The organism is Methylobacterium sp. 190mf (genome assembly GCF_900107945.1).
Classification (GTDB): domain Bacteria; phylum Pseudomonadota; class Alphaproteobacteria; order Rhizobiales; family Beijerinckiaceae; genus Methylobacterium.
This window is the reverse complement of the sequence record NZ_FNVI01000025.1, coordinates 34,242-49,368: the sequence shown is the minus strand read 5'-3', so window position 1 is coordinate 49,368 and position 15,127 is coordinate 34,242. Positions and strand designations below refer to the sequence as shown.

Annotated in this window: 15 protein-coding genes and 1 tRNA gene; 5 read left to right on the top strand and 11 right to left on the bottom strand. The window is 71.0% G+C overall.

What is annotated here, in order from left to right; genetic code table 11:
• Positions 1–330: 330 nt before the first annotated feature.
• From C4T42_RS24965 to C4T42_RS24955, 3 genes are read right to left on the bottom strand one after another with little or no spacing between them, the layout of a single operon-like run.
• A complete protein-coding gene (locus C4T42_RS24965) occupies positions 331–603 on the bottom strand; it encodes a hypothetical protein (protein ID WP_020095622.1) in 273 nt (90 codons plus the stop codon).
• Between the two features lie 53 nt (positions 604–656).
• Positions 657–1,922, bottom strand: a complete 1,266-nt coding sequence (locus C4T42_RS24960; RefSeq protein WP_042672474.1) for a class I SAM-dependent RNA methyltransferase — start codon at positions 1,920–1,922, stop codon at positions 657–659.
• The gene (locus C4T42_RS24955; protein WP_020095624.1) at positions 1,919–2,710 is read right to left on the bottom strand and encodes a TlyA family RNA methyltransferase; all 792 of its coding nucleotides are present in this window, start codon (positions 2,708–2,710) and stop codon (positions 1,919–1,921) included. The genes C4T42_RS24960 and C4T42_RS24955 overlap by 4 nt, the downstream gene beginning before the upstream one ends.
• A 109-nt stretch (positions 2,711–2,819) precedes the next feature.
• On the opposite strand from C4T42_RS24955, the gene C4T42_RS24950 reads away from it, so the two are divergent.
• The gene (locus tag C4T42_RS24950) at positions 2,820–3,359 is read left to right on the top strand and encodes a superoxide dismutase family protein (RefSeq protein ID WP_020095625.1); all 540 of its coding nucleotides are present in this window, start codon (positions 2,820–2,822) and stop codon (positions 3,357–3,359) included.
• Here the strand turns inward: C4T42_RS24950 and C4T42_RS24945 are convergent.
• The 4 genes from C4T42_RS24945 to C4T42_RS24935 form a co-directional block, all read right to left on the bottom strand.
• Positions 3,352–3,804 (bottom strand): acyl-CoA thioesterase, encoded by a 453-nt coding sequence (locus C4T42_RS24945; protein WP_020095626.1) that lies wholly within the window; start codon positions 3,802–3,804, stop codon positions 3,352–3,354. The genes C4T42_RS24950 and C4T42_RS24945 overlap by 8 nt on opposite strands.
• 26 nt (positions 3,805–3,830) lie before the next feature.
• Positions 3,831–3,968 (bottom strand): hypothetical protein, encoded by a 138-nt coding sequence (locus C4T42_RS32075; RefSeq protein ID WP_020095627.1) that lies wholly within the window; start codon positions 3,966–3,968, stop codon positions 3,831–3,833.
• 149 nt (positions 3,969–4,117) lie between these two features.
• Positions 4,118–4,387, bottom strand: a complete 270-nt coding sequence (locus tag C4T42_RS24940) for a hypothetical protein (RefSeq protein WP_020095628.1) — start codon at positions 4,385–4,387, stop codon at positions 4,118–4,120.
• Between the two features lie 162 nt (positions 4,388–4,549).
• Complete coding sequence (locus C4T42_RS24935; RefSeq protein WP_026605317.1) at positions 4,550–4,735, bottom strand: DUF1508 domain-containing protein; 186 nt, start codon at positions 4,733–4,735, stop codon at positions 4,550–4,552.
• Between the two features lie 228 nt (positions 4,736–4,963).
• On the opposite strand from C4T42_RS24935, the gene C4T42_RS24930 reads away from it, so the two are divergent.
• Positions 4,964–7,102 (top strand): molybdopterin oxidoreductase family protein, encoded by a 2,139-nt coding sequence (locus C4T42_RS24930; RefSeq protein ID WP_020095630.1) that lies wholly within the window; start codon positions 4,964–4,966, stop codon positions 7,100–7,102.
• A 170-nt stretch (positions 7,103–7,272) separates the two neighbouring features.
• Here C4T42_RS24930 and C4T42_RS24925 read toward each other — a convergent pair whose 3' ends face one another.
• Positions 7,273–8,823 (bottom strand): DEAD/DEAH box helicase, encoded by a 1,551-nt coding sequence (locus C4T42_RS24925; protein WP_020095631.1) that lies wholly within the window; start codon positions 8,821–8,823, stop codon positions 7,273–7,275.
• A 577-nt stretch (positions 8,824–9,400) separates the two neighbouring features.
• Here C4T42_RS24925 and C4T42_RS24920 point away from each other — a divergent pair.
• Positions 9,401–10,378 carry a helix-turn-helix domain-containing protein gene (locus C4T42_RS24920; RefSeq protein WP_103986038.1) on the top strand — a complete coding sequence of 326 codons (978 nt, stop codon included), beginning with the start codon at positions 9,401–9,403 and terminating at the stop codon, positions 10,376–10,378.
• A gap of 230 nt (positions 10,379–10,608) precedes the next feature.
• On the opposite strand, the gene C4T42_RS24915 is transcribed toward C4T42_RS24920, so the two are convergent.
• Both C4T42_RS24915 and C4T42_RS24910 read right to left on the bottom strand, forming a co-directional pair.
• Positions 10,609–10,693 (bottom strand) — tRNA-Leu (locus C4T42_RS24915).
• Positions 10,694–10,811: 118 nt separating this feature from the next.
• Positions 10,812–11,117, bottom strand: a complete 306-nt coding sequence (locus tag C4T42_RS24910; protein WP_020095633.1) for a FliM/FliN family flagellar motor switch protein — start codon at positions 11,115–11,117, stop codon at positions 10,812–10,814.
• Between the two features lie 88 nt (positions 11,118–11,205).
• On the opposite strand from C4T42_RS24910, the gene lipB reads away from it, so the two are divergent.
• Entirely contained in the window at positions 11,206–11,937 is a 732-nt protein-coding gene (gene lipB, locus C4T42_RS24905; RefSeq protein WP_020095634.1) for a lipoyl(octanoyl) transferase LipB, read from the top strand.
• A gap of 148 nt (positions 11,938–12,085) precedes the next feature.
• On the opposite strand, the gene C4T42_RS24900 is transcribed toward lipB, so the two are convergent.
• Complete coding sequence (locus C4T42_RS24900) at positions 12,086–14,209, bottom strand: carbohydrate porin (RefSeq protein WP_026605318.1); 2,124 nt, start codon at positions 14,207–14,209, stop codon at positions 12,086–12,088.
• A gap of 353 nt (positions 14,210–14,562) precedes the next feature.
• Between C4T42_RS24900 and C4T42_RS24895 the strand changes: the two genes are divergently transcribed.
• Positions 14,563–15,126, top strand: coding sequence for an iron transporter (locus tag C4T42_RS24895; RefSeq protein WP_020095636.1), 564 nt, complete (start codon positions 14,563–14,565; stop codon positions 15,124–15,126).
• Position 15,127: the final 1 nt, after the last annotated feature.

The window sequence follows — 15,127 nt, the reverse complement described above, 5'->3', positions numbered from 1 at the left end:
GAAGATCAATATTTGGAGTATATCTACAAAATGACTTGCTTGAAGATAGAACATTGGATTATGAATATGGATATACTGCAACCAATATGGAAATATGCGCTGGCAACAATCCTGTTCGCCGGTCGCTGCTGTATCGAGCCGGCGGTTTGGCCAAGCCCCTCGGCGGACCCGCGGGGCCCGCAGGCCGGAGCGAGCGCGATCTGAAGTTCCGCGCCGCCCGAGGTCGCGCCGAATGGAGAGCCGTTTGTGGGGCACGGCCCGGTCGAACACCGCAACCCGGACTGGCGATGGTCTGAGCGGGAACCCGGCCCGAGCGACCCCGACCCGATCTCAGTTGCAACCGTCGCAGATGCTGCCTTCGATCTTGTCGGTCAGAGCGCGCTCGCGCCGCCGCTGCTCCGGGGTCGGCACCTCGCCGGGGCCGAGAGACGTGCCGGGCGGCTTGGTGACGCCGAGGCTGTTGGTGTTCGGCGCCGTGATGGTCGAGACCGGGCCGCCGCCCGTGCCGGTCTGGTCGGGCGCTCGCGTCTGCACCGCGAGCGGGGTGATGAGGGCGAGGCTCAGCGCACCGAGCGTCGCGGTACCGAGGAATCCGCGGATCATGGAAGGTCTCCCGTCGCCGGGAGAACGGGAAACGTGGCCGCCGGTTGCGTGGCCTAGCGCCGCCGCGCGGGCTCGCGCCGGAACACCCCGACCATCTCGACATGGCCCGAATGGCGGAACTGGTCGACCGGCGTGACGGTCTCCAGCCGGTAACCGCCGGCGACCAGCGTCGCCGCGTCCCGCGCGAAGGTTCCGGCGTCGCAGGCGATGCCGATCACCAGGGGCACGCGGGCGGCGGCAAGCTGGCGGGCCTGGGCCTCCGCGCCGGCCCGCGGCGGGTCGAACACCACCGCGTCGAAGGCATCGAGTTCGGGGGGCAGCAGGGGCCGCCGGAACAGGTCGCGGCGCTCGCCGCTGATCTTGCGCAGGCCCGCGGCGGCGCGCGCGGCCCGCTCGAGGCCCGCGAGGGCCGCGGCATCGGATTCGACGGCGTGGACCGCGGCCGTCCGGGCGATCGCCAGCGTCAGCGGCCCGCAGCCCGCGAACAGGTCGGCGACGCGCCGGATGCGGGGGCCGAGGGCCGCCAGAGTCAGGTCGCAGAGCGTCGCCTGACCGGCCGCGGTCGCCTGGAGGAATCCGCCGGGGGCCGGGTAGAGGCGGGTCGCCGCGGCGGGGCCGTCCGCCGTGACCGAGACCGGCTCGGCCTCCATCAGGCGCTCGCCGTGCAGGGAGAGCCGAGCGAGGCCGAGTTCGCCGGCGATCCGCACCAGCGCGGCGCCGACGCCGGCGCTGACCGGTCCGTGACCGCGCAGGTCGACGTCCAGGCCCTGGTCGGTGGCCGTCACGGCGACGTCGAGGGGCTTGCGCCCGTGGCCCAGCGGGGCGGCGAGGCGGCGCGCGACCTCCGGGGCCGGGTGGAGCGCCGGCACGGTGATCGGGCAATGGTCGATCGGCACCAGCGCGTGGCTGCGCGCCGGCATCAGCCCAGCCTCGGCCCGGCCGCCGATCTCCCGCACGTGCAGGGTGAGGCGGCGGCGTCCCGCCCCGTGGGCGTCGATGGCCGGCCCGGGCGTCACGTCGAGGCGCGCCTGGGACAGGGCCTGGGCGACGAGGTCGCGCTTCCAGGCGAGTTCCGCGGTCCGCGCGAGGTGCTGGGTGCGGCAGCCGCCGCAGCGCATGTAGTACGGGCAGAACGGCTCGACCCGGTCGGGCGAGGCCTGCGCTAGGCCGAGCAGGGCGCCGCGCCGCGCCTCCCGGCGGATCTCCGCGCGTTCCCCGGGCAGCGTGTAGGGGACTAAGGTCCCGTCCTCGGCGATCCCGTCGCCGCGGGCGCCGAGCTCCCGGATCGTGACCGTCTCGCTATCCGCTGGCTCGCTCACGGCAACCTCGCACCGATCAGGAATTCGGCATTGCCGTCGCCGCCCGGCACCGGCGAGTCGATCAGGCCCAGGATCGCGGCCCCGAGCCCCTCGAGGGTCCCGCGGACGGCCGCGCAGACCTCGGCGTGGACCGCCGGGTCGCGCACGAGGCCGCCGCGGCCGACCCGGGCGCGGCCGGCCTCGAATTGCGGCTTGATCAGCGCGACGATCGCCGAGCCCGGCCTCAGCAGGCCCGGGAGGGCCGGCAGCACGAGGCGCAGGCCGATGAAGCTCACGTCCACGCTCGCGAGGTCGGGGGGCGGGACGAGGGCCTCCGGGCCGAGGCCGCGGATGTCGGTGCCCTCGCGGTTGGTCACGCGCGGGTCCCCGGCGAGCCGCGGATGGAGCTGGCCTCGGCCCACGTCGAGGGCGTGGACGTGGCGGGCGCCGCGGGCGAGCAGCACGTCGGTGAAGCCGCCCGTCGAGGCGCCGACGTCGAGGGCGACCCGGCCCTCCGGATCGACGCCGAACGCGTCCAGCGCGGCGGCGAGCTTGAGGCCGCCGCGGGAGGCGTAGGGGTGCTCGGGCTCCGCCTCGACCCGCGCCCCCGGGGCGATCGGGTCCGAGGCGCGCGCGAGCGGGCGCCCGTCGACCCGCACGAGCCCGGCACGGATCGCCGCCTGGGCCCGGGCCCGGCTCTCGAAATGGCCGTGCGCCACGAGATACAGGTCGGCGCGCCGCGGCGCAGGGTTCTCCGCGGGATCGTCCGCGGGGGCCGCGCGGTCCGGGCTGGTCCGGTCTCGGGTCATCGGGGCTTCGTGCGGTTCCGGCAGGTCTGCGGCGGAGGTTTCGGGCCGCCGCCCTGTCGAAGGCCGGCGCGCTCCCTAACTAGACCGGGCCGTAAAGGAGAGCCACCGCATGACCCGCACCCTGCCGCTGCTCGCACTGCTCGGGACCGCCGCCGCCGGCGGCGCCCTGGCACAGGAGCCTCCCAAGGAGGCGGCCAAACCGGCAGAGACCTACACGGCGCCGATCAAGAACGCGAAGGGCGACCCGATCGGCACGCTGGCGATCCGCGACGGGGCAAATGCCCTGGTCCTGCGCGTGACGATCCAGCCCGGTGGCCTGCCGCCCGGCTGGCACGGGATGCATTTCCACGCCGTGGGCGACTGCTCGGACCCGAAGTTCATGAACTCCAAGGCGCACGTGAACCACGACCAGAGCAAGCACGGGCTGCTCAACGCGGAGGGCCCCGACGAGGGCGACCTGCCGAACCTCTACGCGGCGCAGGACGGCTCGGCCAATGCCGAGGTCTCCAGCGAGACGCCGCTGAACGGCGAGGGCGGCCTGAAGGACGGGGACGGCGCGGCGCTGATCATCCACGCCAACGAGGACGACCACAACACCCAGCCGATCGGCGGTGCCGGCGACCGCGTCGCCTGCGGGGTGATCAAGTAGTCGTCGCGGACGGGGACGGCACGGCCGGCGGGATCTGCCGCGGCCGGCCGTCCTCGTCGATGGCCACGAAGGTGAAGGTGGCCTGCGTGACCCGCTCGCGGACCTGGGTGCAGAACCGCCGTGCCCAGGCCTCGACCTCGATCTTCATCGAGGTCCGGCCGACATGCGACACCCGGGTGTAGACGCACAGCACGTCGCCGACCCGGACCGGCCGGATGAAGGTCATCGATTCCAGCGCCACGGTGACCACCCGGCCCTGCGCCCGGTCGACGCCCGCGATGCCGCCGGCCTGGTCCATCTGCGACAGCACCCAGCCGCCGAAGATGTCGCCGTTGGCGTTGGTGTCGGCCGGCATGGCGATGGTGCGCACCGTGAGATCGCCCTTGGGCAGATCGACCTCAGCGGGCGGCGCGCCTCCGGCCGGTGAGAGTGCGACGTGCTGCATGCCGTCCATCCGCCCCCCGCACGCCGTCAGGACATCACGCCGGCGAGCTTGAGCCCCGCCGCCAGCAGAACGGCGACCGCGCTCAGGATGCATTCGAGCGGGATGGATTGCCAGAGGTCCGGCGCCGCCGCCGCGGGCTCGGCGCGTTGCGCAATATCGTTCATCGAGCTTCCTCTCGGGCGCGCCGATCTGCCGTCGGCGGTCCCGTTACCGGCACGATAAAGCAAGGCTCGCGGTCGCGCACCCCGAATCGGGGCGTGAAAAAGCCCGGCGGCTCGCTGGAGCCGCCGGGCCGGTCAGGTCGGAGAGCCGATCAGTAGTAGAACCGACGGCGCCAGTAGGGACGACGGTAGTAGGGCCGCGGGCCGTAGTAGAACCGGCGGCCGTAGTACGGGCGACGCCAGTAGGGCCGCGGGCCGTAGAACCGGCGACGGTAGTAGTACTGGGCCTTCTCGGCCACCGCCGGCGCGGCTTCGGCGGGCAGAGCCAGCCCCGGGCCGATGGGCGCGGCGGACGCGCCCTCCGGCGCCGCGGCCGCGAAGCCCAGCGCCAGCAGGGCCGCGAGCAGGAATTTCCTCAGCACGGTCTCGACTCCCTTTGTGTCATTCGTCCTGGTCGACGAACCGCGCAGGGCGACGGGCTCCGCTCGGTCCGAACCGCTGCAACGCGTGGGCGAGCGGAAGCGTTGCAGCTTAACCGCTGCGACGTTTCGGACAGGGTTGATCGCAGGTTGAGACGCGCGGGGTCAGGCGATCTTCGTCGTCATGTCCTCGATGCGCGCCTCGGCGCTCTGGCGGACCAACGCGATGCCGTGCTCGCAATCCTCGCGGCGGACATAGCCTTCGCCCGAATCGGCGATCACCTCGCCGTTGCGCGCCCGCAGGCGCCAGCGCCACTCGCCCTTGGCGTCCCGGTAGAGTTCGAACCGCATGTCGCAGGCCCCCGCTTCGTCCATCCCTCAGATGGGGGCGCGCCCGCGCAAGGGAAGGCGGGGCGGTGAGGGCGCCGCGGGGCGGACGGGCCACCGAGCGGCGCGCGTGCGCGATCGGCCGCCGGGATTCGAGTTAGAATTTTTCTTCCTCTCATTGTACGCTTCGCCGATCGGGATCCGGGACGCCTGAACAATAACGGGACGCCCGCGGCCGGTGAGGAAGAGAGTATGAACGAGATCGTCCAGCCCGAGGCCTACTCGGAGGTCTTCTACGGAGGCTGCCCGCACGATTGCCCCGACACGTGCTCGATGCTGTTCGAGGTGAAGGGCGGCGAGCTCCTGAGCGTGCGCGGCAACCCGGACCACCCGATGACCCGCGGCGGTCTCTGCGTGAAGCTGAAGGATTACGAGAAGCGCCACTACCACCCCGACCGGCTACTCTACCCGATGAAGCGCGTCGGCCCGAAGGGCTCGAAGCAGTTCGAGCGGATCACCTGGGACGAGGCGCTGGACACCATCGTCACCCGCTGGAAGGCGATCATCGACCAGTACGGGCCGCAGGCCATCGCGCCCTACAGCTACCTCGGCAACCAGGGCCTCGTGCACGGGCTGAACGGCGGCGACGCGTTCTTCAACCGCATGGGCGCCACCGTGACCGAGCGGACCTTCTGCGGCGAGGGCTCATGCACGGCCTGGCTCCTCACCGTCGGTCCGACGGCCGGCCTCGACCCGGACAGCTACATCCATTCCAAGTACATCGTCATCTGGGCTTGCAACTCGGTCAGCACGAACCTGCACCACTGGGCGATCGTGAAGGACGCCCAGAAGAAGGGCGCCAAGGTCGTGGTGATCGACACCTACGCGTCGCGCACCGCCAAGGCCGCCGACTGGCACATCGCGCCGAAGCCCGGCACCGACGGCGCGCTCGCCATGGCGCTGATCAACTCGATCATCGAACAGGGCCTCGTCGACCAGGACTACGTCGACAACCACACGGTCGGCTTCGCGGAGCTGAAGGAGCGGGCCAGCACGCGCACGCCCGAATGGGCCGCGGCGATCACCGGCGTCTCCGCCGACGACATCCGGAAGCTCGCCCGCGAGATGGCGACCGAGCAGCCGGTGGGCATCCGCATCGGCGTGGCGCTGGAGCGGCACTACGGCGGCGGCCAGACCATCCGGGCGGTGACCTGCATCCCGGCGCTGACCGGCGCGTGGCGCCATGTCGGCGGCGGCATCACGCAGTTCGGCGTCTGGGAGCATCCCTACAAGTTCGACGTCATCTGCCGCCCGGACCTGATCCCGGAGGGGACCCGGGTCGTCTCGAACCTTCAGATCGGCCGGGCGCTCACCGGCGAGATGCAGCTCGACCCGCCGATCATGTCGATGATGTGCTGGAACTCGAACCCCGTGACGCAGGCGCCCGAGACCGACAAGATCGTCGAGGGGCTGATGCGCGAGGACCTGTTCATGGTCTCGGCCGAGCACTTCATCTCGGACACCGCCTCCTACGCCGACATCCTGCTGCCCGCCACCATGGGCGCCGAGATGGAGGACATGATCCTCTCCTGGGGGCACCTCTACCTGACCTACAACACCAAGTGCGCCGAGGCGCCGGGCGAGGCGATCCCCAACAACGAGATCTTCCGCCGGCTGGCCGCCCGGCTCGGCTTCGAGGAGGAGAACTTCAAGTGGAGCGACAGCGAGTGCCTTGAGCACTACGTCGACTGGTCATCGCCGGCCTGCGAGGGCATCGACCTCCAGTACATGCGCGAGCACGGCTTCGCCCGGCTCAAGGTCGGCACGCCGGACGACCGGGCGCCGCACCGGGAGGGCAACTTCCCGACACCGACCGGCAAGTGCATGCTGAAGGTGGAGGGCGCCACGAACTTCGTCGCCCCGCCCTTCCGGCAGATGTACGAGGGCTTCCAGCCCGGCGAGGCGCTCGACCCGCTGCCGGACTACCTCGGCCCGCGCGAGTCGCACACGAACGATCCCGAACTCGCCAAGCGCTACCCGCTCAACATCGTCTCGCCCAAGAGCCACTACTTCCTGAACTCCTGCTACGCCAACATGGAGGACAAGCAGAAGGGCCAGGGCGAGCAGTTCGTGATGATCAGCCAAGCCGACGCCGGCGCGCGCGGCATCCGGGACGGCGACCGGGTGCAGGTCGCCAACGACCGCGGCGCCTTCAAGGGCGTGGCCCGCATCACCGACGACGTGAAGGCAGGGATCGTGGTGGCGACGCTGGGCTACTGGCGCCAGCTCAACGAGGGCACGGTGAACAGCATCTCGTCCGGCGCCTTCACCGATATGGGCCACGCGCCCTCGTTCTCCGACAACCTCGTCGAGGTCTCACGGGCGAACTGAACGGCTCCGCGCGCGGCGATCCGCTCCCGATCGCCGCGCCGGGTTCACACGGAGGGTCGAGCCGTCATCCGGTTGCGGTTTCGCCGCTCGTCCGGCGCGGTCACCGGAAACGAAGCCGCCCGGGACGGATCCGTCCCGGGCGGCTCGATCGTCACTCAGGCCATCTTCGCTCAGGAACGGGGCGCCCGCTCCAGCCAGCCGATGCTGCGACCCTCGCCGCCGCCACCGCCGCTGCGCGGACGGGCATCGGCGCGCTGGGGCCGGGCGTCGCGGCTCGGGCGACCCTGATTCGGGCGCTCGCCCTGCGGGCGGGCGGGCCGGTCCGCGCGGGCGTCGCGGCCCTGCGGGGCGTGGCCGCGATTGTCACCGCGGTTGTCGCCGCGGCCGTCCTGGGGTCGGCCCTGCCGGGGCGCGCCCTGGCCGGGACCGCCGAAGCCGCGGCCGCCCTCGGGCCGGCCCTGCTGGGGACGGCCCTGCTGCTGCCGGGGCCGCTGGCCCTGGCGGCCGCCGCCGGGGCGCTGCTGCGGACGCTCGGGCCGGCGCTCCTCCTCGCGGGCAATCTCGGCGGCCTCCTGGCGGGACGGCGGGGTGAAGCCCTCGGGGAAGCCCGCCACCGGGACCTTCTGCCGGGTCACGCGCTCGATGTCGCGCAGGTAGGCCTTCTCCTCGTCGTTGCAGAACGAGATGGCGAGGCCGTCGGCGCCGGCGCGGGCCGTGCGGCCGATCCGGTGGACGTAGCTCTCCGGCACGTTAGGCAGGTCGAAGTTGACCACGTGGCTCACGCCCTCGACGTCGATGCCGCGGGCCGCGATGTCGGTGGCGACCAGGACCCGGCAGGAGCCGTCCTTGAAGGCGGCCAGCGCCCGCTCGCGCTGGGGCTGGCTCTTGTTGCCGTGGATCGCGGCAGCCGCGATGCCGACCTTGTCGAGGCCGCGCACGACCCGGTCCGCCCCGTGCTTCGTCCGGGTGAAGACGAGCACGCGCTCGATCGCCGGATCGCGCAGGATGTGCCCCAGCAGCGCCTGCTTGGCGCCGGTATGGACGAAGATCACCTCCTGCTCGACCCGCTCGGCCGTGGTGGCGACCGGCGTCACCGCGACCTGGACCGGATCGGTGAGGTACTGGGACGCCAGGCCCGCGATGTTCTTGGGCATGGTGGCCGAGAAGAACAGGCTCTGGCGCTTCTGCGGCAGCATCTTCACGATGCGCTTGAGGGCGTGGATGAAGCCGAGGTCGAGCATCTGGTCGGCCTCGTCGAGGACGAGGATCTCGACGCCCTCCAGGGTCAGCGAGCGGCGGTCGACGAGGTCGATCAGCCGGCCGGGGGTGGCGACGAGGACGTCGACGCCCGGCGCCAGCGCCCGCTCCTGGCGGCTGATGGTGACGCCGCCGAACACCACCGTCGTGGTGTAGGACAGGTGCCGGCCGTAATCGGTGAACGACTCGGCGATCTGGTTGGCGAGCTCGCGGGTCGGCGAGAGCACCAGCACCCGACAGCCGCGGCGCGGCGCGCGGCGGTCCGAGAGCGAGAGGCGGTGCAGGATCGGCAGCGCGAAGGCCGCGGTCTTGCCGGTGCCGGTCTGGGCGATGCCGCAGAGGTCGCGGCCCGCCATGGCCGGCGGGATCGCCTGGGCCTGGATCGGGGTCGGCGCGACGTAGCCGGCCTCGCTGAGCGCCCGCAGCACGGGCTGGGCGAGGCCGAAATCGGTGAATTGGGTCAAGGATGTATCCGATGCAGCAGGGCCGGCCGGGCGCCTCGCGTCGCTCGCGAGCTGTGCCGTGTATGAGCCGGTCCGTTGGCAGGGGGCAGCCCGCGTGATGGGGCGGCCCGGGTGCATGCACGTTATGAAGAGGGGGGCCGGATCACGCCGGGTGGCGCCCGATCCGTCACGCAGCCCCCTCAAGCGGGCCGTGGCGGCCGCTGACGCTGCATCGCCGATATGCGTGTGTGCGGCTGCGAAGTCAATGCAGGGCCGGGTTGCGGTCCGCTCAGGCTGAGCGCCGCCGTCGCGCCGGTGAACAGCAGGCGCTCGTCCGACGGTGCCGTGCCCCGTGCACTCGGGATCGCCCGAAGACGCGGCTCGGCTGCCGATACGTGTCGATCACGTCTTCCCGATGTGGTCGGGGCGGGCGTTTATCGTCGTTGTGACCGAGGATCGCCTCTGATCTGTCCGTTGAGATATAATTGTTTCAGAATTGACGGTATCGTTGGATCGTCCGAGCGTGAAAGTGTATCTAAAGATACGCAGCGATCGGTATTCAACGATCGCTGCGCGGCCGCGACTTCAGATATTGCCTATGCAGACAGTGTTTTCGACGGAGGGTCTCCACCCCCGGAGCGGCTTCAAGCTCTGGCGAGACCTTCTCGGGGAGCGGCTCGTGCCGATCGAGGTCGAGCGCCTCGACGACGGGCCGTTCCGGGGCAGGCTCGACGTCGCGGAGATCGGCGCGCTGTACCTCTCGCGCCTGACGCAGAGCGCCCTGCGATGCGAGACGACGCCCAGCGCGGCCCGGCGCCACGACAGGGCCGGGATGGTCGTGGTGCTGTTCAAGCTCGCGGGCCTGTCGACGAGCGTTCAGGGCGGCCGGGAGGCCGTGCAGCGGCCGGGCGACATGGTCGTGCTCGACCATCGCCCCTCCGTGCTGACGACCCACAGGGACAGCCAGGCCCTGTTCCTGGAGCTGCCGCGGGAGCGCCTGGAAGGCGTGCTCGGCTCGACACGGCTCTACACCGGCCTGTCGGTCGGGGCGGACCTCGCCTCGGCCACGCTGGCGACCGGCTTCATCCACGACCTGATCCGGGTGCGGCACCAGCTCACGCCCGACGCCGCCGAGCGCATGTCGGCGATCGCGGTCGACCTGATCGTGGCGAGCCTCGCCGAGCGGCTCGCGCAGGATGTGCCTCGCCCCGTCCACGGCAGCGTCGTCGTTCAGCGCGCGAAGGCGCATGTCGAGGCCCATCTGGACGATCCGGGACTGGACCCGCCCCAGCTCGCGGCCGCCACGGGGGTCTCGCTGCGCCGGCTCCAGGAGCTGTTCCACGAGCGCGGCCAGCACATTTCCGACTGGATCTGGGAGCGCCGACTGGCGGCGGCGGCCAAGCGGCTGTCCGACCCAGCCTGCCTGCACCTGTCGATCGGGATGCTCGCCTACGGCTGCGGGTTCACCAGCCAGGCGCACTTCTCCCGCCGGTTCAAGGACCGCCACGGCCTGACCCCGCGCGAGTACAGGGAGGCCGCCCTGCTGCGGGCTTCCGGTGCTCCGTCGGCTCCCTGATCGGGACGGTGGCCGGCCTCCGCCGATCCCGCGACGTCCCGGCGCGGAATGATGCGCGCGGTCCTCGCGCAACCCCTGGCCGGGCGCAGGCGCCTGCGCCCGGCGTGCGAACGGCACGCGCGTCGCGACCCGGCGCGTCGGCTCAGATAATGGTGTATCGTGATCGGCGGCGCACCGCCCTGTCATGCACCACATCCGGGTTGCCGCAGGTCCGGGCAACCGAAACAATGTGGTGCGGCCAAGAGGACTCGAACCTCCACCCCTCTCGGGACTAGCACCTCAAGCTAGCGCGTCTACCAATTCCGCCATGGCCGCATCGGACGCGAAGACCGGTCCGTTCGCCCGACCGTCGCGCGCCGCGGGAGAACCCGGGGCCGCTTTCGTGTCGCGCGGCGCAGCGGATAACAGATCGTCCGGCCGCCGACAAGCGCAGTCACGGGGAATCGTAGCCGCCCTCCAGGAAAGGCGCCGCGCCGTCGCCGATGCTGACGCCCGGCTCGACGATCGAGGCCGCCTTGCGGATCAGCTCGGTCACCTCCACGGAGATGCGGTCGCCCGTCACCACGATCTGCCCGCGCGCGATCGGGTGGTCGTTGGCCAGGATCTCGACCATGTCGCTGTCGCTGGCTTCGAGCTCGATCACGGCGCCGCGGCCCATCCGGAGGAGCATGTGCAGCGGCATGCGGGCCCGGCCCAGCACCACCGTCAGATCGACCTTCAGGGTCTCGAAGACCGCCACCGTCCGCCATCCCGTCTCGCAGCCGGAACCTTGCAACCGCCGGCCGCGGATGTTGAGGCTTCGACCATCGACGCAGGATGGTGAACTCTTGGTAAACGCGCCCCGCCTCACGGTCAGCCCGCCCGCCTTCCCGAAGCGGCCCGGCACCGATCCGGTCGCCGGCCCGGTGGGCTGGCGCGTGAGCGACGCGGCAGTGGATTACGCCGCCGCCCTCGCCTGGATGGAGGCGCGCGCGGAGGCGATCGCCCGCGGCGCGGCGCCCGAATGCGTTTGGCTGCTGGAGCACCCGCCGCTCTACACGGCGGGCACGTCGGCCCGGCCGGAGGATCTCGTCGCGCCGGACCGGTTCCCGGTCCACGCGACGGGGCGGGGCGGGCAGTACACCTATCACGGCCCCGGCCAGCGGGTGGCCTACGTGATGCTCGACCTCGACCGGCGCAGCCGCGACCTGCGCGCCTACGTGGCGAGCCTGGAGGCGTGGCTGATCGAGACGCTGGCCGCCTTCAACGTCCGCGCCGAGCGCCGCGAGGACCGGGTCGGCGTCTGGGTGCGCCGGCCCGAGAAGGGGCCCGGCGGCGAAGACAAGATCGCGGCGATCGGCATCCGGGTCCGCCGCTGGGTCAGCTTCCACGGCATCAGCCTGAACGTGGAGCCCGACCTCGCGCATTTCGACGGGATCGTGCCGTGCGGCGTCCGGGAGCACGGCGTGACGAGCCTCGTCGACCTCGGCCTGCCGGTGAGCATGGCCGAGGTCGACATGCAGCTCCGCGCCGCCTTCGAGGCGATCTTCGGGGCGACCGCGATCGAGGCGGCGGAGTGAGCAGGGCCGCGCCATCGGGCGATGCCGCCGTCGTCGCGAGCGCAGCGACCCAGGGGGCGTGTCGTCCGGAGCCCGGACCGGATCGCTTCGCTCGCGAATACGCATAGCGTCCGAACGCTCCGGCCGGAGGCCGTCTCACCGGCGCCGATCAGAAATCGGCGTGCAGCCGCGAGGCGAAGAAGTGCGCCGGCCCGCGGTCGCGATTGTATCCGGGATTGTCGATGAACTGGTAGTCGAAGGTCAGGGTGACGAACTTCGTGAGGTTCAGGGCGTAGTAGGTCTCCAGCGCGCGCTCGGTGCCGTAGTTGAGACGCCCGTCGCCGATCAGCAGCCCGAGATAGCCGGCCGCGAAGGCGGCCCGGTGCGAGGGCGAGAGCCCGTTCATTGCGGCGCCGATGCCGACCGTGTCGTCGGGGCGGTCCCAGGCCTTGCCCTTCAGCGACAGGCCGCCGGAGAAGCTCCGGTCGATGTCGGTGAACGAGATGTTCTCGGTGCCCCCGTCGTTCAGGCTCGCCCGGGCGAACAGCCCGAGTTCGGGCGTCAGCGCCTGCTCCAGGTTGATGTAGCCGCCGGTCTTGCGGCGGGGACGCCGGGTCGCCGCGACGGCGTCGTTGATGTCGTCGAACAGGCCGAGCTGGGTCAGGGTGACGACGTCGCGGTTGTTGGCCGAGACGCCGACATTCGAGAACAGCCCGATGCGGATTTTGCCGGGCTGCTCCAGCCACGGGAGCACGTGCCGCTCCTCGAACTCGACGTTCAGCCCCGCGCGCCGGAACACCCGCGGGTCGAGCACGTCGCTCGACGGCTCCTTGGGCACCTGCGTGTAGGCGGCGCGGATCGCGAATTCGGGGCGGTTGTACTCGGCGTAGACGCCCTGCGTGAAGCCCGGGAGATTGGCCGGGAAGTCCCAGGCCGAGGAACCCCAGAGCGACCAGTTGAAGAAGTCCACGCGCGGGTCGTGCGCGTAGATGTTTCCGTCGAAGAAGTCGCCCAGCGCGAACTTGCCGGCGATCAGCGTGATCCGCTCGGCGTCGTAGCGGGTGGCCACTTGGTTCGGTCCGTCCGGCACCTCCACGGTCTCGCCGCCGAGCCCGAAGGTCTGCTTCACGTAGTAGCGGTTCGAGCGCAGCTTCGGGAACGGGGCGCCGGCCTTCTGCGCCTCGCCGTTGACGAAGCCGGCGACGCCGAGCGTCCGCGACAGGCCGAAGCCCTGGCTGAACTCGGGATTGTAGTAGATCTCGGTGCTGTCGGTGAGCTTGAGGCCGAGGAAGATCGTGGCCGTCGTGGTCTGCCGGGCCTGATGGGGGATCAGGCTCTGCGCGCCCTCGTAGGGCGAGCGGAAGCCGGGAACGCCCTGCGCGATCAGCGTCGTCTGGCCGTGGAGCGAGAAGCGGCCAGTATCGCCGTTGTCGGGATCGTGCGGGGCGGTCTCGTCCGGGTCCGGCGGGACCTTCAGCCCGTCCGGAAACCACATCAGCCGCGCGAACAGTTCGTTGGACGTGAAGCGCGCCCGGGTCGTGACCGGCCCGCCCGCGTCGCCGGGCACCATGCCCAGCGGGAAGCGCCGGCTGCCTCCGAGATCGATGTAGCGGTAGTCGATGCCCAGCGCGAGGCTGTCGGTGATGGCGTACTGCACGCCCGCGCCGAGGGTGAAGCCGACGTAGCCGAGGTCCCGCCGCGCGGTGGTCTGGCCGCCCGTGTCGAGGTCCGGGTAATTCGCCAGGATGCGCGCGTTCGCCCCCGCGAGGCCGAAGGTGCCGTAGATCAGGTAGCGGTCGAAGCTGTAGCCGAGCCGGGCGCGCAGGGTGCCGTAGAGATCCGTCTTGGCGCGCACGATGTTGAAGGCCGGGTCCACGTTCGCGTAGCCGAAGCCCGCGATCGTCGAAGGGACGGGCCGCTTCAGATTCGCCGCGTCGAGACTCGCCTCGACGCCGTAGACCCACGGCCCGGCCTGCCAGTTCCAGCCGCCGAACAGGCCGCCGACCGCCGTCGTGGCGTTCTTGCCCTGGTCGCTGCGGCCGGTGGAATCGCCGCTCTTGAAGGCCGGGACCGGCCGGGCGCCGATCGTCGTCGGACCGAAATTGTAGGCGCCGTAGGACCCGCCGGCACTGCCCTCGAGGCCGACATAGCCCCCCGACCAGTCGGTGTAGGACGGCGCCTCGGCGGGGCGCAGCGGGGAGATGTCGGCCGCCCGCGCGGCGGCGGGCGCGAGGAGGGGGACGGCCAGGACGAGCGCCGCGGTGCGGACCAGGGACACGGAACGGGATCTCATCCGACTCACAGAAAAGTATAGCATTTGCTAAAACGCGTCACGGGGCCGCGCAAGCCGGGTCGCGCGCTCGTGATCGCGGGCCATCATGCGATCCATGGCCTTGCCGCATCGCATCCTCGGTTCGTCGCATGGCACTGGCGTGACGATCCAGCCCGCGTTGGATTCGTCAAGATCCAGAGGGCATCGCACCGCGAATAGCTTCGTGAAAGTGCGTCGTAATCGACCTTTTTCGATGCAACGACATGCGAATACCGTAATGTCGATGCAGCTGACCGGCAGATTAGAATTGTTATTATTTGACTGTCGTGCGATTCCGGTTTGAACTTCCCGCGGCCTGGATTATGTGCGGTCGCATGCACGCCTCGCACATCCTCCCGGTTCTCCGCGGCCTCGCCGCGGCCTCGCTCCTGGCGTTCGCCGGTGCCGCGGCCGCCAAGGAGGTGCCGATCGGTCCGCACGTGACGCGCAACGGCCTGGAGGTCGCGGCCGTCTATCTGCAGCCGATCGAGATGGATCCGCCCGGCATGATGCGCGAGGCCGCCAAGTCGGACATCCACCTCGAGACCGATATCCGCGCCGCCAAGGACAACCGCAACGGCTTCGCGGAAGGGGACTGGGTGCCGGCGCTCGACGTCCGCTTCGAGGCGGTGAAGCTCGACGGCGACAAGCCCACCGACCAGACGGTGTCGGGCATGCTGATGCCTATGGTCGCCAACGACGGGCCGCATTACGGCGACAACGTCAAGCTGTTCGGCCCCGGTCGCTACCGCCTCAAGGTTACCGTCGCGCCGCCCGGCAAGGACAGCCATTTCGGCCGCCACGTCGACAAGGAGACGGGCGTCGGCCCGTGGTTCGAGCCCTTCGAGATCACCCAGGACTTCACCTTCGCCGGCGTCGGCAAGAAGGGCGCCTACTGAG

What these genes read in the sequence shown, in the direction of transcription:
- C4T42_RS24965 (WP_020095622.1), bottom strand. Translation starts at nt 603, where the DNA reads ATGATCCGCGGATTCCTCGGTACCGCGACGCTCGGTGCGCTGAGCCTC.
- C4T42_RS24955 (WP_020095624.1), bottom strand. Translation starts at nt 2,710, where the DNA reads ATGACCCGAGACCGGACCAGCCCGGACCGCGCGGCCCCCGCGGACGAT.
- C4T42_RS24950 (WP_020095625.1), top strand. Translation starts at nt 2,820, where the DNA reads ATGACCCGCACCCTGCCGCTGCTCGCACTGCTCGGGACCGCCGCCGCC.
- C4T42_RS24945 (WP_020095626.1), bottom strand. Translation starts at nt 3,804, where the DNA reads ATGCAGCACGTCGCACTCTCACCGGCCGGAGGCGCGCCGCCCGCTGAG.
- C4T42_RS32075 (WP_020095627.1), bottom strand. Translation starts at nt 3,968, where the DNA reads ATGAACGATATTGCGCAACGCGCCGAGCCCGCGGCGGCGGCGCCGGAC.
- C4T42_RS24935 (WP_026605317.1), bottom strand. Translation starts at nt 4,735, where the DNA reads ATGCGGTTCGAACTCTACCGGGACGCCAAGGGCGAGTGGCGCTGGCGC.
- C4T42_RS24930 (WP_020095630.1), top strand. Translation starts at nt 4,964, where the DNA reads ATGAACGAGATCGTCCAGCCCGAGGCCTACTCGGAGGTCTTCTACGGA.
- C4T42_RS24920 (WP_103986038.1), top strand. Translation starts at nt 9,401, where the DNA reads ATGCAGACAGTGTTTTCGACGGAGGGTCTCCACCCCCGGAGCGGCTTC.
- C4T42_RS24900 (WP_026605318.1), bottom strand. Translation starts at nt 14,209, where the DNA reads ATGAGATCCCGTTCCGTGTCCCTGGTCCGCACCGCGGCGCTCGTCCTG.
- C4T42_RS24895 (WP_020095636.1), top strand. Translation starts at nt 14,563, where the DNA reads ATGCACGCCTCGCACATCCTCCCGGTTCTCCGCGGCCTCGCCGCGGCC.